This window comes from Paenarthrobacter sp. NPDC091669 (assembly GCF_044756725.1).
GTDB classification, from domain to species: domain Bacteria; phylum Actinomycetota; class Actinomycetes; order Actinomycetales; family Micrococcaceae; genus Arthrobacter; species Arthrobacter bambusae_C.
Genome location: NZ_JBIVTK010000010.1, coordinates 169,428 through 189,304, shown reverse-complemented (window position 1 = coordinate 189,304; position 19,877 = coordinate 169,428). Strand labels below are relative to the sequence as shown.

19 protein-coding genes and 1 pseudogene are annotated in these 19,877 nt (G+C 58.7%); 11 read left to right on the top strand and 9 right to left on the bottom strand.

Annotated features, from left to right (window positions below; translation table 11 throughout):
• Positions 1–118 precede the first annotated feature (118 nt).
• Genes ACIQLI_RS17465 through ACIQLI_RS17455 form a run of 3 tightly spaced genes read left to right on the top strand, consistent with a single transcriptional unit; the run spans position 119 to position 2,848 of the window.
• Positions 119–889 carry an electron transfer flavoprotein subunit beta/FixA family protein gene (locus ACIQLI_RS17465; RefSeq protein ID WP_400390665.1) on the top strand — a complete coding sequence of 257 codons (771 nt, stop codon included), beginning with the start codon at positions 119–121 and terminating at the stop codon, positions 887–889.
• 12 nt (positions 890–901) lie between these two features.
• The gene (locus tag ACIQLI_RS17460; protein ID WP_400390664.1) at positions 902–1,873 is read left to right on the top strand and encodes an electron transfer flavoprotein subunit alpha/FixB family protein; all 972 of its coding nucleotides are present in this window, start codon (positions 902–904) and stop codon (positions 1,871–1,873) included.
• Positions 1,874–1,915: 42 nt separating this feature from the next.
• A complete protein-coding gene (locus ACIQLI_RS17455; RefSeq protein ID WP_400390662.1) occupies positions 1,916–2,848 on the top strand; it encodes a cytochrome b/b6 domain-containing protein in 933 nt (310 codons plus the stop codon).
• Between the two features lie 688 nt (positions 2,849–3,536).
• On the opposite strand, the gene ACIQLI_RS17450 is transcribed toward ACIQLI_RS17455, so the two are convergent.
• Genes ACIQLI_RS17450 through ACIQLI_RS17435 form a run of 4 tightly spaced genes read right to left on the bottom strand, consistent with a single transcriptional unit; the run spans position 3,537 to position 8,231 of the window.
• Positions 3,537–4,586 carry a proline racemase family protein gene (locus ACIQLI_RS17450; protein WP_400390660.1) on the bottom strand — a complete coding sequence of 350 codons (1,050 nt, stop codon included), beginning with the start codon at positions 4,584–4,586 and terminating at the stop codon, positions 3,537–3,539.
• Positions 4,587–4,641: 55 nt separating this feature from the next.
• Positions 4,642–6,123 (bottom strand): aldehyde dehydrogenase family protein, encoded by a 1,482-nt coding sequence (locus tag ACIQLI_RS17445; protein ID WP_400390658.1) that lies wholly within the window; start codon positions 6,121–6,123, stop codon positions 4,642–4,644.
• A 39-nt stretch (positions 6,124–6,162) separates the two neighbouring features.
• The gene (locus tag ACIQLI_RS17440) at positions 6,163–6,597 is read right to left on the bottom strand and encodes a hypothetical protein (RefSeq protein WP_400390656.1); all 435 of its coding nucleotides are present in this window, start codon (positions 6,595–6,597) and stop codon (positions 6,163–6,165) included.
• Entirely contained in the window at positions 6,594–8,231 is a 1,638-nt protein-coding gene (locus ACIQLI_RS17435) for a GMC family oxidoreductase (RefSeq protein WP_400390654.1), read from the bottom strand. The genes ACIQLI_RS17440 and ACIQLI_RS17435 overlap by 4 nt, the downstream gene beginning before the upstream one ends.
• 273 nt (positions 8,232–8,504) lie before the next feature.
• Between ACIQLI_RS17435 and ACIQLI_RS17430 the strand changes: the two genes are divergently transcribed.
• From ACIQLI_RS17430 to ACIQLI_RS17395, 8 genes and pseudogenes are all read left to right on the top strand, one after another.
• Positions 8,505–9,266, top strand: coding sequence for a FadR/GntR family transcriptional regulator (locus ACIQLI_RS17430; protein ID WP_400390652.1), 762 nt, complete (start codon positions 8,505–8,507; stop codon positions 9,264–9,266).
• A 170-nt stretch (positions 9,267–9,436) separates the two neighbouring features.
• Positions 9,437–10,315, top strand: coding sequence for a 4-hydroxy-tetrahydrodipicolinate synthase (dapA, locus tag ACIQLI_RS17425; protein WP_400390650.1), 879 nt, complete (start codon positions 9,437–9,439; stop codon positions 10,313–10,315).
• A gap of 123 nt (positions 10,316–10,438) precedes the next feature.
• Positions 10,439–10,690 (top strand): hypothetical protein, encoded by a 252-nt coding sequence (locus ACIQLI_RS17420; RefSeq protein ID WP_400390648.1) that lies wholly within the window; start codon positions 10,439–10,441, stop codon positions 10,688–10,690.
• 111 nt (positions 10,691–10,801) lie between these two features.
• Positions 10,802–12,271: a gamma-aminobutyraldehyde dehydrogenase gene (locus ACIQLI_RS17415; protein ID WP_400390646.1), complete on the top strand. Its 1,470-nt coding sequence runs from the start codon at positions 10,802–10,804 to the stop codon at positions 12,269–12,271.
• Between the two features lie 120 nt (positions 12,272–12,391).
• Positions 12,392–13,072, top strand: coding sequence for a PolC-type DNA polymerase III (locus ACIQLI_RS17410; protein WP_400390644.1), 681 nt, complete (start codon positions 12,392–12,394; stop codon positions 13,070–13,072).
• A gap of 107 nt (positions 13,073–13,179) precedes the next feature.
• Positions 13,180–13,368, top strand: a pseudogene (locus ACIQLI_RS17405) (cyclic nucleotide-binding domain-containing protein); the annotation flags it as partial.
• Positions 13,369–13,509: 141 nt separating this feature from the next.
• Positions 13,510–14,418, top strand: a complete 909-nt coding sequence (locus tag ACIQLI_RS17400; protein WP_400390642.1) for a DUF294 nucleotidyltransferase-like domain-containing protein — start codon at positions 13,510–13,512, stop codon at positions 14,416–14,418.
• Positions 14,419–14,895, top strand: coding sequence for a putative nucleotidyltransferase substrate binding domain-containing protein (locus ACIQLI_RS17395; protein WP_400390640.1), 477 nt, complete (start codon positions 14,419–14,421; stop codon positions 14,893–14,895).
• A 52-nt stretch (positions 14,896–14,947) separates the two neighbouring features.
• Here ACIQLI_RS17395 and ACIQLI_RS17390 read toward each other — a convergent pair whose 3' ends face one another.
• From ACIQLI_RS17390 to ACIQLI_RS17370, 5 genes are all read right to left on the bottom strand, one after another.
• Positions 14,948–15,709 carry a FadR/GntR family transcriptional regulator gene (locus tag ACIQLI_RS17390; RefSeq protein ID WP_400390638.1) on the bottom strand — a complete coding sequence of 254 codons (762 nt, stop codon included), beginning with the start codon at positions 15,707–15,709 and terminating at the stop codon, positions 14,948–14,950.
• 105 nt (positions 15,710–15,814) lie between these two features.
• The gene (locus ACIQLI_RS17385; protein ID WP_400390636.1) at positions 15,815–16,261 is read right to left on the bottom strand and encodes an aconitase X swivel domain-containing protein; all 447 of its coding nucleotides are present in this window, start codon (positions 16,259–16,261) and stop codon (positions 15,815–15,817) included.
• Positions 16,248–17,489: an aconitase X gene (locus tag ACIQLI_RS17380; protein ID WP_400390634.1), complete on the bottom strand. Its 1,242-nt coding sequence runs from the start codon at positions 17,487–17,489 to the stop codon at positions 16,248–16,250. The genes ACIQLI_RS17385 and ACIQLI_RS17380 overlap by 14 nt, the downstream gene beginning before the upstream one ends.
• Positions 17,476–19,134 (bottom strand): dipeptide ABC transporter ATP-binding protein, encoded by a 1,659-nt coding sequence (locus ACIQLI_RS17375; protein WP_400390632.1) that lies wholly within the window; start codon positions 19,132–19,134, stop codon positions 17,476–17,478. The genes ACIQLI_RS17380 and ACIQLI_RS17375 overlap by 14 nt, the downstream gene beginning before the upstream one ends.
• Positions 19,131–19,871 carry an ABC transporter permease gene (locus ACIQLI_RS17370; RefSeq protein ID WP_400390695.1) on the bottom strand — a complete coding sequence of 247 codons (741 nt, stop codon included), beginning with the start codon at positions 19,869–19,871 and terminating at the stop codon, positions 19,131–19,133. The genes ACIQLI_RS17375 and ACIQLI_RS17370 overlap by 4 nt, the downstream gene beginning before the upstream one ends.
• Positions 19,872–19,877 lie beyond the last annotated feature (6 nt).

Sequence of the window (19,877 nt, the reverse complement as noted above, 5' to 3'; positions counted from 1 at the left end):
GGGCCAGTCTGGACCGAAATCCGCGGTGGCGGCATTGCGTCGCGCACAGCCGTTGCACGCTGGCTTGGATGTCAGGTGACCAGCACTGACTCAGCCACCAATTCTAAGGAGTTGCAGAATGAAAATTGTTGTACTGATCAAGCAGGTAGCGGATACGGCAGAAGAACGTCAACTCGACCTCAACACCGGCCGCCTCGATCGAGAGGCGAGTGAGGCAGTTTTCGACGAGATTAATGAGCGGGCTTTGGAAGTTGCCCTGCAGTACAAGGACTCAAACAAAGGTACCAGCGTGGTCCTCATGTCCATGGGTCCCAAAAATGCCTTGGAGGCACTGCGCCGGGGCCTGTCCATGGGCGCCGATTCTGCGGTCCACGTATTGGATCAGCACTTGGAGGGCGCTGATGCAGCACGCACTGCTTCTGTTCTCGCGGCAGCTCTTAGGACGGTTGACTTCGATCTTGTTTTGGCTGGCAATGAGTCAACCGATGGCCGCTCCGGCGTTGTACCGGCAATGGTCGCCGAACATCTGGGCCTTCCGCTGCTTGGCTGCCTGATTTCAGCCGAGATCACCGAGGGCGACGTCCGAGGTCAACGCCAGGGCGAGGACGGCGTTCTGCAGCTTCGATCCAGCCTTCCCGCCGTCATCACTGTGACAGAACGCTCGGCTGAAGCGCGATTCCCCAGTTTCAAAGGCATTCTCGGCGCAAAGCGTAAGGCGGTCAACGTGCTCAGCCTCGAGGATCTGCCCCTAAACGAGCAGGGCGGTTCCCGCACTGTCGTTCTCTCAACCCAGACCCGTCCCGCACGCAGGGCCGGTAGGAAGATCATTGACGACGGTACGGCAGCAGCGGAACTTGCAGAGTACCTGGTCACCAACCGCTTGGCCTAAAGGAGAAATTAGATGTCAAACGTACTAGTCCTTGCCGAAGTTACCCGTTCTGGTACCGTCAGCGGTTCTGTCGGAGGTCTTTTAGCCGCGGCCGCTAAGCTTGGTTCGCCCATTGCACTCGTCTGTGGCCTGGACCCAACCAGCCAGGACGTAATCGAGTACTTGGGCAGTCTCGGAGCTGAAACGGTATTGTTCGCGAATCATGATGGGGCGGGGGATCTGCAGGGGGCATTATCCGTCGAAGCGTTGACTGCGGCAGTCAGGGAGCTGAACCCAGATGCGGTGCTGATTTCCAATTCCCCTGACGGACGCGAAATAGCGGGACGACTCGCGGTACGGGTGCGGGCAGGTGTTCTTGCTGATGTGGTTGATGTCAGGCTGATAGACGGCCAGATTTTGGCGACACACTCGGTATATGGCGGAAAGTACTCTGTGGATGCAGTCGTTGAAAACGGGATGCCCGTCATCACCCTCCGACAGGGGGCCGTAGAAGCCAAGGCCGCTGGACCGTCGACTGCCACGGCTGGAACACTTGAGGCGACCGTTGATGCGCGGACGGCTGCAGTAGTGGAGTCCTATTCCCCTGCCTCCGCTTCTGAACGTCCTGAGCTTCGAACTGCTGACAAGGTCGTATCAGGCGGGCGCGGTCTCGGGTCCAAGGGAAACTTCGTTCTCGTGGAGCAACTTGCGGATGCCCTTGGTGCGGCTGTGGGTGCCTCGCGGGCAGCAGTGGATGCAGGCTACGTGCCGCACGCCTATCAGGTCGGGCAGACGGGCGTATGGGTCTCGCCCAAGCTCTATGTCGCCTTAGGCATTTCGGGCGCTATCCAACACCGGGCCGGGATGGAGACTGCCAAGACCATCGTTGCCATCAACAAGGACGAAGATGCCCCCATTTTCGATGTTGCAGACTTTGGCATCGTCGGCGATGTCGATGTTGTGGTGCCCAAACTGATAAGTGCGCTGGAATCCCGGTCGGTCTGACGCCTAACCCACTTACGGAAAACAGAAAGGCGCGACCAGCAAATGTCACCAATTAAGACTGCTGCGAAGCTCTTGAACAACCCGCGGTCCAAGCTGTACTGGGGCGTGCCTGCAGTTCTTCTCGCGCTGCTTGCTGTCGTCTTCGTAGCCAAGTGGCTGACAGGCCTCGGTCCTGTAGCTGACTTCATGAGGACCTACCCCGGCCACACGGAACTGCCGCCGACAACACCCACGGGCATGCCTGCATGGTTGTCCTGGCAGCATTTCCTTAACGCGTTCTTCCTACTGCTGATTATCCGGTCCGGGTGGCAGGTCAGGACGATGGCCCGGCCGTCAGGACACTGGACGCGCAACAACAAAGGACTCATCAGGACAAAAAATCCGCCCAAAAAGATCAGCCTGGAACTTTGGTTCCATCTCACGCTGGATGCCCTGTGGGTTCTAAATGGTGTGATCTTTGTGGTCCTTCTCGCCGTGACCGGTCGGTGGGCTCGTATCGTTCCAACAAGCTGGGATGTCTTTCCCAACGCTTTATCCGCGTTGTTGCAGTACGCCTCATTCAACTGGCCGACGGAAGACGGATGGGTTAACTACAACTCCCTGCAAGTTCTGGCCTACTTTGTAACGGTGTTTATAGCGGCACCGCTGGCACTAATCAGTGGTCTGAGGATGTCGCCCGCATGGCCCGCCAACGCCACGAAACTAAACAGGCTCTACCCCATCGAAATCGCTCGGGCTGTCCATCTCCCGGTCATGATTTATTTCGTCATCTTTGTCGTAGTCCATGTTTTTCTTGTCCTCGCTACCGGCGCCCTGAGGAATCTGAACCACATGTATGCAGGAACCGACGATGATGGATGGGCTGGGCTCATCGTGTTTGCGGTATCTCTGCTGATCATGGTGGCAGCGTGGTTCGCTTCCCGACCGCTGCTGCTTCGGCCGATAGCTTCTATAATGGGAAAAATTTCCCGGTAGGCAGCTGCTTGCGCCGAATGTAACACCCTCGGTCCCCTTCCGGTGAAGGGGACCGAGACCATTTAAGCAGTCATCAGTCATTCTGGCCTCCAAGAACAAACCGCACCCCACGGGACGGTGGCTCCTCTTTGGAATTGGAGACAGAGTCCTCGCGACGCCCAATTGCCCTGGCCGTTTGGTAACGGCAATCCGGCTGTCAGCCATGATGGGAAAGCGACCACATCCCGCCGCCGTCACATTGGCCCATTTTTCGTCCGTCCCCGGCACCGCTAAGAACAAGGTTGGACGCTGTTGTTAAGGTATGTCTGTTACCCCCGCCCCGCTTGGGTTCCGTATCCGGCATGACTGAACAGCGATTTTGCGGATGCCGTAAACAAGCAGCACCTGTTCAAAGTACATGCAAAGCTGCAGAGAGACTGTGGTGATCCGCAGGACGCAGCAGTGAAACCTCTGCCGGGAACTCCCCATACCGTTGCTGCCGGGATCAGTCGGCGGCCTAACGGAAGTTGATTGCTGCGAAGCTGCCAGGGAGCTCGGGGTTCGCTCGGGCGCTGGACGATCCTTCTGCCGACGGCCTGGAAGTTGGGTACGCACCCGTTAAACCCTTAGGGCGGGGCCTTCGCAAATTCTGATTTACGAAGGCCCCGCCCTGTCCCGTTGCAAGTGGGCTATGCGACCCTGACCCGGCTCAGGAGTCAGCCATCCAAGTGTCTCCCATTGTGAATCCGTTAGGGAAAGGATCGCTCGGATCCAGTCCCAGGGTATTGATTGACGTGATCCAGGATCGGCCCGAGATGCTGGGGATAACCGCGTCGTACGGGCCCACCTTGACGTTGTCCTCGATCCGGGCATCGAAGGTGGTATCCAGGATGGACTCATTGCGGAACGTCTGCCCCTGCTTGATCTGCCCCTTAGCGCTGAGTACTGCAAGTCTGGCCGACGTTCCGGTTCCGCACGGTGACCGGTCCACCCGTCCCGGGGAGACGATTACGGCGTTTCGGGACCGGATGATCTCGCTGCCGTCCGGGTCAGTTTCCGGCGTCAGGGGGCCGGCGAAGAGTGTCTGTGTGATCCCTGGAATTAGAGGGTTAATGGGGTGCTTTACCTCGAGCTGTTCTGCACCTGCCTTCTTGATCTTCTGGCCGAGCTCACACATGAGGCGTGCGTCTTTGGATTCCAGGTGCACGCCTGCTTCTTCCGCGTCCACAATTACGTAGGTCATTCCGCCGTAGGCGACGTCAACGGTGAGGGTGCCCAGGCCCGGCACCTCAAGGGGCGCTTGCAGGTGATAGACGAAGGCCGGCTGGTTGGTCAGGCGAGTCCGGACGACTTTGCCATCCTTGCATTCACACTCGACCTTGATCAGCCCTGCCGGTGACTCGAGCACGATCTCAGTAATCGGTTCCACCATGGGCAGCATCCCGGTCTCGAGCAGAACAGTGGCCACGCACATGGTGTTCGATCCCGACATTGCAGGATACTCAGTGGATTCGAGAATCACGTATCCGAGCGCTGCTTCTGGGTTGTTGGAGGGCAAAACGATGTTGGCGTTGTGCCACACTGCGCCCCGGGGTTCAAACAGGAGAAGCTTTCGCAACTGGTCCAGGTTGTTTTCGAGGTAGACGCGCTTGTCGAACATTGTTTCGCCGGGAACGTCGCCGACGCCTCCGGTGACGACCTTGCCGCTCTCGCCCTCCGCGTGACAGTCAACAACTGTCAGGGTGCGTGAAAATCGCACAGGTAATTCCTTTCGTAAGAGGCCATTGGGTCCTCAGTGGTCACGAGTGGCCGCGTTAGCGCTGGTCGATCATGATGTGCTTCAGCCGGGTGTATTCCAAAAGGCCGAGTTCAGCGTTCTCTGTTCCGATGCCGGACTGGCCAAAGCCGCTGACAGGCAGGTCCGCGGCAAACACCAGGTGGTTGTTGATCCATACCGTGCCGAAGTTCAGGGCGTTCTGCACACGCGTTGCGCGTCCGATGTTGGAGGTGAAAACTGATGCCGCCAGCCCGTACCGAGTGCTGTTTGCCATCGTGATTGCTTCTGATTCGGCGTCGAATGGCTGAACTGTAAAAACGGGGCCGAAGATCTCTTCCTGGACGATTTCGTCATGCTGGCCTGCCCCGGTAATGATCGTTGGGGGGAAGAAGAACCCCTCACCTTCGGGGCTGGTTCCGCCCAGGACGACCTTGGCGTCAGGGCCCAGGGCGGCTATCTTCGCTTCAACGCGGGAGCGCTGCTCGGCAGAGTTCATCGGCCCGATTGCCGTTGCCGGGTCAAGGACGTCCCCGACCTGGTACTGCGACAAGCGCGCTTTCAGTCCTTCCACCGCCCGCTCCACAATGCTGCTATGAACAATGAGCCGGCTTGCCGACATGCATTCCTGGCCCGTGTTGTAGACACCGCCGGCGGCGATGGCGTCAAGGGCTGCGTCCAGATCAGCGTCGTCGAAGACGATGACGGGGGAGTTGCCACCCAGCTCCAGGATGCTCTTCTTGACCCCATCAGCGGCGGCGATACCGACCTTCCGGCCGGTTTCAATGGAGCCGGTGAAGGACACGGCTGCAATCTTGGGATGCTTGGCCAGCGCGTCCCCGGCGACTGCACCGGAGCCGAACACCACATTGAAAACCCCGGCCGGAAGGACCTGGGCGGCAAGTTCTGCCAGCAGAACCGTTGAGTAGGGCGTGGTCTCTGCAGGCTTGAGCACCACGCTGTTTCCGGTGGCGAGGGCTGCATAGACCTTTGCGACAGCCTGGAGCAGGGGGTAGTTCCACGGAGTGATGGCGGCAATCACTCCAAGAGGTTCCCTCCTCATGACAGAAGAGACGCCTTCCAGGTAGTCGCCACTGGCAGGTGCCGGCAGTGTGCGGCAGGCGCCTGCGAAAAAGCGCATGGCATCCAGGGTGCCGTGCATCTCATCGTCCCGAACTGCAGAAATCGGCTTGCCGGCGTCGACGGCTTCAAGGACTGAGAAGAGCTCGAAGTTTTCCTCAGCAAGGCGGGCCAGGTCCAGGAGGGCCTTGGACCTCTGCGATGGGGTCTTGGCAGCCCATGAGGGCTGGGCCGCGGCGGCGTTCTCCACAGCTGCTGCTACTTCGTCCGCGGTCGAGCTGGGAACTTCACCCAGCGTTCGGCCTGTGGAAGGATCAAGGATTTCAATAGTGGACCCGCTCTGCGAGGGAACCCACTGACCTCCGATGAAGTTGCCGCTGACTTTCTTGGCGTACTCCAGAACGAGGCTTCTTTCCTTGTGGTCAACAAGTTGCTGGTTCATATTTTCAACTTTCATATGCGATGTAGGTGGAATAGCTTTTTACGCTTCGCGGTAGGTGCCTTCGTAAGCCATGGCACCTTCGAAGATGTCATCGGAAAGCTCGTCAGCCGCCAGTTCGACCGGAGCTGGCCGGCGCTCCTGTCCGGGGTAGCCAATCAGTTCTCGCACCCACGGAACCATGTAGTAGGTGCCGGCCACGATCGCACCCACGTTGTCGAAGTCCTCACGGGACTCAGAATGCCAACGGATCAGTTCCGTTCTCAGGTCGGCTGCCCCATGCAGTTGTTGCAGATAACTTTTGATGCTGTCGATGATGTCCGAACGGGCCTCCAGTGCTCTAGCGAGCCAATACGAATCGGGGTCTGCCTGCCTTAGGGAGGGCATTGACTCTGTAGCCGGTACCAGGACGTCCGCAACTGCCCAAAGGGTGTCCAGTTCAGAATCTGTAAGAGGCAGAGGGTTCGGTGTGCTCATTGGGCTGTCTCCTGCAGGCGAGCGTTCTTGATGAGGTAGTCGGCGGTACGAAGCGCCATCGCCGTGATCGTTGCGGTGGGATTGACGGCCCCCGAGGTGGGCATCGTGCTGCCGTCCACAATTGCCAGGTTTGGTACATCGTGCGAGATGCCCCATTCATTGACGACAGACGTCGCTGCGTCGAAACCCATTTTGGCCGTACCGAGAAGGTGGCCCGGCTGGTCCGGCCATAGGTCAGTGGCGAAAGTTGCTACGGCCCCGGCCGCCTCGTGCGCCTCTGTGGCTCTGTCCAGGTTGAACTTAAGCAGCTTTCTAGTGTTTTCCGAGATCCGGTACTGGATTTTGGGAGCCGGGATGCCGCTTGAGTCCGTCAGCGTAGCGTCCAGGGTTACCTGGTTGCTTTCTTCTGGCATGTCTTGGGAGTTAATACCCCACTGCAGGCTTCTGCCCATTGTTTCTTTCATGCGGTCGTGAATAGCCGTACCCCATTGCTCGTGGAAGCTGTGCCTGTCCCACAGCGACAGGGCCCGAAGAGGTCCACCCGTGGGCATAACCTGCCATTTAGCGCCGCCGACGAACCCTCGAGAGGCGTCTGTCTCGTAGAATTCAAGGGAATGAATGGACTGCCCGGCTGGGCCAAGCCAGCTTTCCAGCGACTCGTCATAAATTCCGGTCACCTCTGCGTTGGGGTGAAGCATAAGCCGCTTGCCGACCAGTCCGGAAGAGTTGGCAAGCCCGTCAGATGCTCCAGCGTGGGCTGAGAGCAGCAGCAGTCGGGGAGTGCCGATGCCATTGGCGGCCAGAACCACGAAGCGGGCCCGCTGGCGCTGTTCCTTGCCGTTTTCGTCGTAGTAGAGAGCACCGTCGGCGAGGCCTTTAGCGTCGACGGTGATTTTGTGAACTCGGGCTCCCGTTATAAGCCGAGCTCCACTACGCATCGCGCCGGGCCAGTGGGTGATGTCAAAGGAGGCTTTGGCTCCTTCAGGGCAGCCGGTTTCACAGGTTCCCCAACGGACACATCGTGCCATTTCGCCCAGACGCTGTGACGCTATCGCATTGGGAGCTGGCCACCAGTGCCACCCGAGCTTGTTCATGCCAGCGGCGGCACGGCGTCCGACTTTGCCGATTGGATGAGGAGGCATGGGGACCTCCATTCCTTCCGGATACATTGGATCACCTTCGACGCCCGCGGTGCCGACGGCCTTGTCCAGCCGGTCATAGTAGGGGGCCAGATCGTGATATGTCAGCGGCCAGTCATCTGCCACCCCGTCCAGGCTCTTCATGCGGAAGTCTGAGGGTAAAAGGCGCATCCAGTGTCCGCCGTAAAGGAGCGAGCTTCCACCGACACCTGCCATCATGACCGGGTGTACATCACTTTCGGCAATGTTAGTGGGATAGTCGTCGGTCGTCATGCGGACATTCGGCTCGTGATGCCACTTCTGCTGCGACAAAAGCTCCCACTCCTGCTTGTCGCCGGGGAACTCACTGTTGTTGTGCCAGCGGCCTTGCTCCAGGCAGGTAACAGAGAAGCCTGCGGCGGCCATCTGACCGGCAACCACCGCGCCGGAAGGTCCGCCGCCGATGACCAGCACATCCACCGCCTCCGAGGTATCCATGGTCGATAGAGAATTCACGATGCTTCCTTCTTTTTGCGATCTGTCAGGTTGGTCAGATGCCGAGAAAGTACCGGCATCTTCGTCACCCTCTCTGACGGGGGTTGCAAGTATTGTAATCAAACATTGCCTGAAAAGGATAGATGGATTGGCCATTGTACTTTCACGGCGGTGTGGGGCGTTGATGAGTAAGGGCCGGAGGATGCTGCCAAGAATTAACCGTTTATGCCAATACGTATGGCCAATAAAGCATCTTAGGCATACCATTTCGGGAGAGATAAGGGAGGTGACATCATGGTCGCTGAGTTCAGTCCGGTGCGCAGCCGGCGCGTCAGCGCCGATGTGATGAACCAGATTCTCGATCGGATCAGGTCGGGTGAGCTTCGGGAGGGGGACGTCCTGCCAGGGGAGCGGACGCTGGCGGCGCAGATGGATGTATCGAGGCCCACGGTGAGCAGCGCGCTGGCCCGCCTGGCGAAAGCGGGAATTCTCCGCACCGGACATGGTCGCGGCGGCAACTCCGAGATTGTCTCGATCTGGATCCCGCCATGGCTCGAAGAACGCGCTCCGGACCAGGCCGACGAACCTCAGGCTGAAGCAATCTTCCGGGTCCTGGAAGCCCGCAAAGCTGTCGAGCCCAGGGTCGCTCAATTGGCAGCCCTGCGCGCCACCGATGCCCACTTCCAGTCCATGCAGAACTCCATTGACCTGCTGCGGCAACAGCGCGATGACCTCAACAAGGCCGAACAGGCAGAAATCCTCTTCCACCGCATTATGTGGCGGGCTGCTGACAACCCGTCCCTGGAGCGGATGATGAAAAACCTGGCACGGGAGCTCTCGCCTATCCGGGACATGATGATGCGGACACCCGAGGACTATGCGGCCGCAATCGAACTGCACGAGCGGACGCTAGTGGCGCTCAAGCGAGGCGACCCGAACGAAATAGAAGCGGAGATGGTTCACCACCTGCAGCACTTCGAAGCTATCGTCGCGGACGTACTGCAGCGTACGCCCCACCCCCGCATCCCCGAGTTCATGCAGCCCTCGCTGAACTAACCCACCAGGATGACGAATTTTCCACTACCGTTTTTGGACAGTTTGAATTACCATTGCTGGCATAGACAGTTTGTAGCGTGCGAAGCAGGTACTGCGCATGCTGCACAAACGGTCTGGTCTGCACCCACTCGGGCGGTGAGCCATGCGAGTGCCAAGAACCGGAGGAAAAAATGTCACAAACCCTAAAAGGCGTCTATTCGGCTGTTGCCACGCCCTTTGACACAAACGAAGCCCTGGACGAGCAAGGCCTGAGGTCGCTTGTTTCACGTACCATTGACGGCGGCATACACGGCTTGGTGCCGTGTGGTTCGACCGGAGAGTTCGCGGCCCTCACCCAGGGAGAGCGGAAGCAGGTTCTTGAGATCGTTCTCGACGAAACCGATAACCGCGTACCGGTGATCGCCCAGACTGGTGCGACCAGCACCCGAGAAGCCATTGAACTGTCCAAGCATGCAGAGGCATCCGGGGCGGACGCCATCATGGTGGTGGCTCCCTACTACGAGCCGTTTTCCATCGCCGAGGTGAAGTCCTACTACCGGGATATTGCCGGCTCGGTGAGTATTCCCGTCATGGCCTACAATCTCCCCGCTGCCACGGGTGTAAACCTGACGCCGAAAATCCTGGGGGAATTGGTCAAGGAAGTTCCAAACGTTAAATACGTCAAGGACACCAGCGGTGATTTCACCGCTGCAGCTGAGCTCATCCATGAGTTCGGTAACAATATCTCTGTATTCGTCGGCTGGGACACGCTTTTCCTCGCAGCCTTGTTTGAGGGGGCAGCCGGTTCGGTCATTGGCGCTGCAAACGTTGTGCCGAAGGAACTGGTTGCTGTGTACGACGCGGTTCAGGCTGGCCGGTTGGAAGAGGCGCATTTCCTGTGGTCCAAGCTGTTCCCCATCATGGACAGCTTTGTGAGCGGTGGATACAACGCCGGCATCAAGGGTGCACTCGAACTTATCGGGTACTCGGCTGGTCCGCAGCGTGCACCTGGCCAGGATATGGACGAGGAACGACGCACCATCCTCAGCAAGCACCTGGCAGCTCTTTAGGAATTCTTGCTCCCGGCAGGACAGCTTCCTGCCGGGGCAAGTGCCTCAATTCTCAGATGGGGGATCTCGTTAGTTGACAAGGTTTTCCCCGATCACAGAACACTTAGCCAGAAAGTCCCAGCTATGAACTTTGTGCAAGTTGAAGACTGGACAGCACTCGTTGGCATGGACATCGACGTTCGCCGCCAAGGTGGCACGGTGTGCTCGGGGATCGTCGATGCTGTCACACCCGACGGCACTATCTTATGGATTTGCCCACCCGCAGGGACCCGGCGGCTGTTTGAAAAGGCCGACTGGTTCCAGGCGTGGGCTGCGGCAGACGACCTCGCCGTGCAATATCACATCGCCACAACCCACACCTCCAAAAGTGCGTAACGTCACCAACGCCAGATCCCTACACGCCCCTCAGAGGGCCGACCATCTATCCACTTCCCCCACATGCAGCAAAAACGCATCGGCGCCCCGCACCATATGAAAGCAGGAATTGTGAGCCAATTCATCAACGGCACCCGACGCCCTGGAACGTCAGGACAGACGAAGGACGTTATCGATCCATCCAACGGCACCACAGTTGACACTATTACCCTGGCTGGCAGTGACGACGTAAAGCTCGCAGTTCAGGCCGCCCGGGACGCGTTTCCGGCCTGGTCCCGGGCAACACCGGGTGAACGGTCCGCCGTCTTGATCCAGTTCGCCGCGCTCATGTCAGAGCGTGCCGAAGAATTTGCCCAGCTGGAAAGTCGTCAGGCAGGAAAGCCGATTCGTCTGACCCGGGAGTTCGACGTACCCGGTACCATCGACAACATCGCCTTCTTCGCCGGCGCCGCCCGCAATCTCGAGGGCAAGGCTACCGGTGAGTACTCGACGGATCACACGTCCTCCATTCGGCGGGAGGCCATTGGCGTGATCGGCTCGATCTCACCATGGAACTATCCGTTGCAGATGGCCGCCTGGAAGATCCTGCCTGCCATTGCCGCGGGCAATACCGTTGTGCTGAAGCCCGCGGAGATCACACCGCTGACAAGCCTTTTGTTTGCCGAGGTAGCCACGGAAGCGGGCATCCCGGCCGGCGTCATCAACGTCATTAACGGGCGCGGTTCAGTCGTTGGAGCTGAATTGCTGCGACACCCGGACGTCGACATGCTCTCGTTCACCGGCTCAACCGGCGTGGGCCGGACCGTTCTGGAAGCGGCGGCCACCACAGCAAAGCGCGTCCACTTGGAGCTTGGTGGGAAGGCGCCGTTCGTCGTGTTTGATGACGCCGACCTCGAAGCGGCAATCAATGGTGCAGTTGCTGGGAGTCTGATCAACAGTGGCCAGGACTGCACCGCAGCTACACGCGCAATCGTGCACCGTTCCCTCTACAAGGAGTTCGTTGATGGTGTTGCGGACCTGTACTCCAAGGTCCGGCTCGGGCCTACCGCGGATCCGGCCACGGACATGGGTCCCCTGATCTCCATGGACCACCGGGACAAGGTTGCCGGCATGGTGGACCGGGCACGTGGCTATGCCCGAGTTCTCGGCGGCGGCATCCCGGAAGGCGACCTGGCCGACGGGTCATACTACCGGCCAACCCTGGTGGCTGACGCGACGGCTGACAGTGAAATTTTCCGGGAAGAAGTGTTCGGTCCGGTCCTGGCTGTGACGCCGTTTGATACCGACGATGAGGGTATCGCGTTGGCCAACGATACTCCCTTTGGCCTTGCGGCCTCGGCCTGGACCAAGGACGTCTACCGAGCCCTTCGCGCCACCCGTGAAATCCGCTCCGGTTGCGTATGGGTCAATGATCACATCCCGATCATCAGCGAAATGCCCCATGGCGGGATGAAGGAATCGGGCTTCGGCAAAGACATGTCGACCTACTCCTTTGACGAATACACCGTTATCAAACATGTGATGTTCGATCTCACTGGTGCGAAAGCCAAGGCATGGCATCGGACTGTCTTTAGCCTCTGAAGCGACTTGGGGACAGACACCAGCGGCACCGGTTGATCGATTGAGATAAACCGGTGCCGTTTCCGTCCCAGTATGGCCGAGAGCTGACCTTACCCATGGAGAATAGCCGGAGGCACAACAATGGTGACGCCACTCCGCTATCAATTCCGTGAAGCGAGAGCTTGGCGCGCTTCACTGGCCCGCGACTGGACTGAGCTCAATTACTGCGTAATTGATATTGAAACCACGGGTCTGGATCCAGACAAGGACAACATCATCGCGTTTGGCGCGGTTCCCATAATCGAAGGTCGCATTTCCGTGCCGCAAGCGACCAGCTTCCTCACAAAACCGGACTGCGCAGTCGGCATTGAATCCGCCAAGATCCATATGCTGCGCGATCAGGATCTCAGCGACATGCCGAGCATCGAGAGCTACGCCTCGGATATTGCCTCGGCCGTTGAAGGAAAAGTCGTCGTTGCTCACTCTGCCTGGATGGAAGAAAGCTTCCTCACACGTGCCTTCGGACGTCGGAATCTGCCCTTCCACCTCCCGATCATCGACACCGCCCGTATGGCTGCGGAAGCGCTTGAGCTGCCACCACTGGGCCGTGCCGATGTTTCACTGGAGTACCTCTCGCAATCCCTTGGACTGCCAACTCATACTCCCCATGAAGCCCTGTCCGACGCCTTGACCACGGCCCAGGTCTTTCTGGTGCTGGCACACAGACTCGCATCGCGGGAACCCCTGATGCTGGGTGACCTCATTACGCTCTCAAAGACCCGTCCACCAATGGCGGCTGCATCCCGGCTGGAGATGAAGTGAAAGAATTTGTCGATTTTCTGGGTAGCCAGTCTCCCTATAACCAGCTCGACAACGAGGACCTGGAACTGCTGGCCCGCACACTGGAGGTATAATTTTTCCCTTGCGGCCACGAGATTATCAAGTATGGGGAAAGTGGTATTGACCATATCTTCATCATCCGGACTGGAAGCGTCGAAGTATCGGACCGTGGCCGGGTGGTCGATGTCCTGACCTCGGGTGACACATTCGGGCATGTTGCTGTGTTGTCGGGTTTGCCGGCGGCAATGAGTGTCGCCGCGGCTGAGGACACGCTCTGCTACAGGCTCCCGGATCCCAGGGGTGTCGTAAAGGATCCTACGAAGCTCCAGTTTGCTCACTACAGCACGCTGGCTGCCCGTCATCGTTTGATCGCTGCCGGCGGTGTTACCAGTCGGATGGACAAGCAGACGTCTTCATACATGAAGGACCTGCTGTGGTGCGGACCCAACGAAACGGTTCGGGAGGTTGCCGAGAAAATGACAGCCGGCGGCTTCCGCAGTGCCGTGATGCGGATAGGGGAAGCTCTTGGGATCATCACGGATGATGATTTTCGGTCCCGCGTTGCCACCGGCAAAGTTGCTTTGGAAGCCCCGGCACACCTCATTGCCAGTACACCCGTCTACACAATGCCGGCCGAATCGACTATGTGGAACACGTACTTGAGGATGGTCAGGCAGGGCATTCATCATATGGTGGTTACGGGAATTAGCGGAGACCCTGTGGGTGTGGTCAACGTGTTGGATATGGCGGCCGCTGACGTGAAACACCCCCTTGTCGTGAGGAGCGCGGTTGCCGCGGCATCGTCCCTGTCGGAATTGAAAGAGGCGTCGGCCCTACTCCGGCCAACGATCGTTGAATTGTGGGACGCGGACGTGTCTTCCATGCAGCTCAGTGCCGTGGTCGCCGCGGTCGTGGACTCGGTGCTGCTTCGCATTCTGGACCTTGACGATCAGACCCAGGTGTTGGGTGTCGAACAGTCGTGGCTTGTTACGGGTTCCATGGCCCGGTCCGAGGCCCTTCCTGACTCCGATGTCGCCACTGCCGTTGTGTGGCGTGCAGCAACAGCCAAGCTGATACCTGACACGGCAAGCCCGTTGACGTCGTCCCGTGTATTTGTCCAGGACCTGAAGTTCACCGGACTGCAGCCCTACCCGAAAGGTGCCAACGCTTCCTCTCCATTGTTCAACAAATCACTAGGCGACTGGGAACGATCCATAGCCACCTGGGTTTCCCGCCCTGATACCCCCAAGCATCTGGTTGCGGCTGCAGTGGCGGCGGATTCCCGGGCGTTGAATAAACCCGGTCTGGGTACGCTCCTGAGCAGTTAAATGGCTGAACGCGCAGCCGTGAACGGCCGGTTTGTGAGGAGCATGATCCGCTCTGCCCTCAGTGATCGCCCACCGGTTGGTTTTGTCCGCAACAGGGTTATCGAACGCCTTGGTGATGGCAAGCGCAGCCTTAACCTCAAAGAATCGGGACTGCGTCCCATCGCTTCCCTCGCCCGTGCACTTGCACTGAGGGCGGGCAATGTTGGGGGATCCACTTTTCACCGCCTCGAAACCGCTGAGGCCACGGGAATGCTCACCAGGAATGAGACCGAAACGTTAAAGTCAGCGTTCACGCTGTACCATTCGCTGGTCACCGATCAGCAGGTTGCGGCCCTTCGGCGGGGGAGCAGCCCGCAACTATCAATTACTCCAGAGCGTTTAGACCCTCTGACGCGGCGCCACCTTCGCGATGGCTTCAGGGAAACGGCCATTATCCAGGAACGGATAGCGAATGAGGTAGCTGCCGAGCAGTGGTAATCGCCCCTAAAAACGAAAAGGGCTTGGCCTATTCTCGGAATGAAGACTCTGGCTATCCGAGCGAGGGGAGCATGAATTCAGGTATTCGCCTGTGGGGAGTGCGCTGAAGGACGTCAGACACGATGCCCTCGAAGTGCTCGAGGTGATGAATCATTTCGCGTTCTATTTCTTTGGGGTCGCCCCGTTTGAGCGCCCTTAAGGTCCGCTCGTGGAGTTCGATGCCGGCTTCGTAGTCGTCGGGCGTCCGCAGCATCATGTCGTGAATGGGTGACAGTTCGCGTGCCAGGTTTTTCATCATCCGCTCCAGCGACGGGTTGTCAGCAGCCCGCCACATAATGCGGTGGAAGAGGATTTCTGCCTGTTCGGCCTTGTTGAGGTCATCGCGCTGTTGCCGCAGCAGGTCAATGGAATTCTGCATGGACCGGAAGTGGGCATCGGTGGCGCGCAGGGCTGCCAATTGAGCGACCCTGGGCTCGACAGCCTTGCGGGCCTCCAGGACCCGGAAGATTGCTTCAGCTCCCGGCTCATCTTTCTGGTCCGGCCCCCGTTCCTCAAGCCAGGACGGGATCCAGATCGAGACAATTTCGGAGTTACCCCCGCGACCTTGCCCTGTTCGCAGGATTCCCGCTTCTACCAGCTTGGTGAGCGCGGTGCTGACCGTTGGCCTCGATACATCCATCTGAGCCGCGAGCGTCCGCTCTCCGGGCAGGACGTCACCCTCACGCAACTCGCCGGACTTAATCCGGTCAAGAATCTGGTTCATCACATCGGCACTCACACGCCGGCTGCGCACCGGGCTGAACTCAGCAATCATTGGAAGCAGCTCCTCATCATCCCCTGAATGGTATACATAGGTTGCCAAAATCGGCAAGGGTGGTTATTTGCCAATTCGACAAGGAGGAAGCCAGATCCTTCGCGGCTAGCTGGAAGAAGCTGAAACTACAGTTATCTTGGCTGCTCCCTGTGCAGCCGCCGACACGCGAAGCACAACGCTGGCATGTTCGTCCCAGCCGTCGTCGGGTCCGGCGATGACAGGGCATTGGAGACCGTAGAGTCTTTTGGCCACCATGGCCCCCACGGCGACAACATAGTCCGGCGCGAACAGAACTACAGCGGCCGGGCCCACACCCCGAGCGCAGGCTTGGGCAAAGATCTGGGCATTGGTACCAGAGCCCCTCGTCGGGGGAGTTAATACGATGTGTCCGGCAAGGCAGAGGCCATATTGGGGATGACGGGGGTCAACGATCATGCCGCTCGCGGGGTCCAAACCGCCCCAGATATTAAGAGGTGCAGTGAGACGGATGGTTGACCCTTCTGCTTGTCCTTCGTTGAGGACTTTAAAGGGAGAAGCTTTAGCAGAAGGCATTTTCGGGGACCTTTCCAGTCACAGCAGCGTCCACGCAGGCGCTGAGGCCGGCAAAAATTACCTCTGCTCCGATGTTCATGGGGCCGTACCAGGCCCACTTTGCTGAGTTGGTCATGACGAGGCCGGTCATAGGACCTAGAACCCTCGAATTGTACGTGCAGGTGTCCACCACGACTTCGACCCCGCTTTTGATGAGTTCAGGGTATATGCCGGCGGCATCCACTTCTTCAAGAGTCCGCCGGCTTGTGCTGATTACTAGGCGGACGTTCGAGGCAATGGACCGGCCGTCCAAGGCGCGGTGGAAGGCGACAAACTCCTGAAGCGAGAAATGGGGAGTTCCCAGGCAGACAAATGCCAGCTCCCCTTGGGTTGCGGTAGTCAGCTCCCGCCAAGCTTCAATTAGGTCGGTGTCGGTCAGTGCGATGACCGGAATGTCGGGGCCGGCTGCAATGGTATCCAGAGTTGGTGCTTCCGGGGTAGAGCCCACCAGGTGAAACAACGCCGTAGAGCCCGAGCTCGCGGCCGCGGCGCCGAGAGCTTTCATCTGATCCGATGTCGCTGGCGGCAGGCCGGTGATGACTGGTACCCGTCCGTCAGCACGCTTCCCAACGATATGCCCTATAAGGGAAAACAGTACGTCGTCAGTGCTTCGGTCCGCCGGTATTCCTGCTGCGTCGAATCGAACTGTTGCACGCCGATTTTCTGTCAGATGAAGTCCGGCGTGCGGAGCCCTGCCGGTAATGGCGCAAGCGACATCGACGAAATCACCATAACGTTCTGTGCGAGCCCCAAGTACGGAGTTGGCATAAATTATGGCGTTGGACTCACCCCAGGCCACGTGCTGTCCAAGGTTTGGCCTGTGTTGCACCTGGTAAGGCGTGCAGGTCCACGTGGGAGAGCAGCCGAGCCGAGTGTATAGGTCCATGAGCTCTTTGGCCGCTTCGCCTGCACCCACCAGGGGTTCGAGCAGGCCATGCAGAAGATCGACAGAGCCGACGTTAAGGGTCGTTGGTACTGCTACTTGTGCACCGCCTTCCACAAGGGTCCGAACGAAGTCAACGCTGGAGTCGCCGACGTAGAAGCATCCGTCAACGTGTGCCGACGCGATGTCCACCAGCGACTCGGCGCCCATTGCCGTGGCTAGGTCACAGACAAGGTTCATTGCTAGTTGGGCTCCCGGCCCGAAATAACCATCCAGGAAAGCCTGGTCCCTATCAGTTAGTTGCATGGCTTCCGTTCTTCAGGCTGGTGTTGAGAGAGGATTTGAGGCGCGGAACGTCGGCGAGGAGCCGTCGCGTGTATGGGTGTTGAGGGTTATCCAGCACCTGGTCCGTCGAACCATGTTCAACGATGGTTCCATCGCGGAGAACCACGATTTCTTGGGCGATTTCCCGGACAACGGCCAAGTTGTGGGTGATGAATAGAAGGGACAATTCCCTGTTCTTTTGTAGCTCTTTCAGTTCTTCCAAAATCGAGGCCTGGACAGAGACATCGAGTGCAGAAGTGACTTCATCACACAGAATGACCTCGGGCTCGACCACTAAGGCACGGGCGATTGAAACGCGTTGCCGCTGGCCGCCGCTTAGCTGGGAGGGATAGCGGTTTAGGAAGCTGGCGGGAAGGGAGACGCTTGCAAGCGCCGCCCGTACTCGCCGGTCCCGTTCGTCGCGCGGTAGGTCGAAGAAGTATTCCAGTGGCTCGTTGACGATATCGGCAACAGTGCGTCGAGGGTTCAGGGAGTTGTAGGGGCTCTGGAAGATGTACTGAAACCGGCGTCTCTGGTCTTTGGTTCTTTTGGAACTCTTGGTTTTCAGGGGTTCCCCGTCCAAGAGCACTTTGCCTTGCCACTCGTGGTGAAGACCGATAAGGGATCTAGCGAATGTCGACTTGCCGGATCCGGATTCGCCGACAACGGCTACGCAGCAACCTTTCGACAGTTCAACCGTGACCTCACTGAGCACCTGGCGGGATCCGTAGGATGCTTTTACGCCGCTGGCGGCCAGTACAACCGGGGGACGCGCTTTATCGTCCTGTGGCAGAGTGGACGCGACTTCCTTGTCGACTGATGGTGCGGCGGCCAGGAGCTTTTTGGTGTACTCGTGCTGGGGATCACCGAATATTCGGGCGGAATCGCTGATTTCCACGATTTCGCCGTTAAACATGACGGCAGTTCTGTCAGCGATTTCCGAAACGACGGGCAGGTCATGGCTGACATAGACCGCTGAGATGCCAGTTGTGACTGTGAGGTTCCGGACCAACTCCAGGAATTTGCGCTGAGTGGTTACGTCGAGGCCGGTGGTGGGTTCATCAAAGACCACGAGCGCCGGCCGGGCCGCCAGTGCTATGGCGATGCCGACGCGCTGTTGCTGGCCGCCGGATAGTTGGTGAGGGTATGCCCGCAGTGTTCTCTCACCGCCTGGTAATCCCACCTGATCCAGCAGAGAACTAATTCTTGTCTCCACAGTTTCGTTTTCTTCAAGGCAGCCCGTGTGTGCGGCGACAGCTTCGGCAAGTTGGACGCCTACTTGCATCGAGGGATTCAGTGCGCTGGCCGGGTCTTGGGGCACATATGCCACAGTGCCACCTCGGGCTTGCCGGAGGGCTCTGCTGCCCAGAGAGAGTATGTCTTCCCCATCGACAAGGACAGAGCCGCTTTGAATTTTCAGGCCGGAGCGGACGTAGTTGAGCAGGGCGAGTCCGGTTGTTGTCTTTCCGGACCCGGATTCCCCTACGAGACCTAGGACCTGACCCTTGAGTATGTCGAAGGAAGCCGATCGAACAACGCTTTTCCCTCCTTTTTTGAGGGTAATCGTGAGGTCCTTGACCTGAACGCGTGGCGATTCGGCAACGTCGTGGCTGATTGCTTTGATCATCGGTCAATAACCGTTCCTAGTGAGCTTGCAATGACTGCTTCTTCGCCGCTTTCGTCTCCCATGCAGGCACGGGCTATGGCATCACCGAAGGTGTTTGCTCCCACGGCAAGTATCGCAAGCAGGAGGGCTGGGATGACGACAGCCAGCGAGTTGAGCTCAAGGCCAAGCCTGTTCTCGTTAATCATCAGTCCCCAATCTGCAGCTGGAGCCTGCCGGCCAAATCCCAGAAAGCTAAGGCCGGCAAGGATAATGATTGAGAAGCTCAGTCGAAGACCGAACTCGACAATCATCGGTCCCAGAAGGTTGGGAAGGACGTCACGCCGTAGCACTCTGGCAACGCTTACTCCCCACAGCCTCGAAATTTTCACGAAATCTCTTTCGGTTACATCCTGGGCGGCCGCGAAAATCACCCGTGCAACCTGGGGCGCGTGGGAGAAGCCTACTGCGAGAACAAGTAGCCACAGCTGCGGGCCGGCGACGCTCAGCAGCAGCAGTGCGAAAATAATCTGAGGAAGTGCGAGCACGATATCGACAAGGCGCATGATGACCGTCTCCGCCCAGCCACCAACGTAGGCGGCAATCAGGCCAGCAGTTGCGCCCAGGATCACTCCGATAGCAGTCGCTGAGGCGGCTAATAGGAGCAGAACCCAACCGCCATTGAGAACTCTGGACAGCACATCCCGTCCGAGGGAGTCACTTCCAAAGAGGAAGGAGGCATCCGGGCTGCCGAAGGTCAAGGTGAC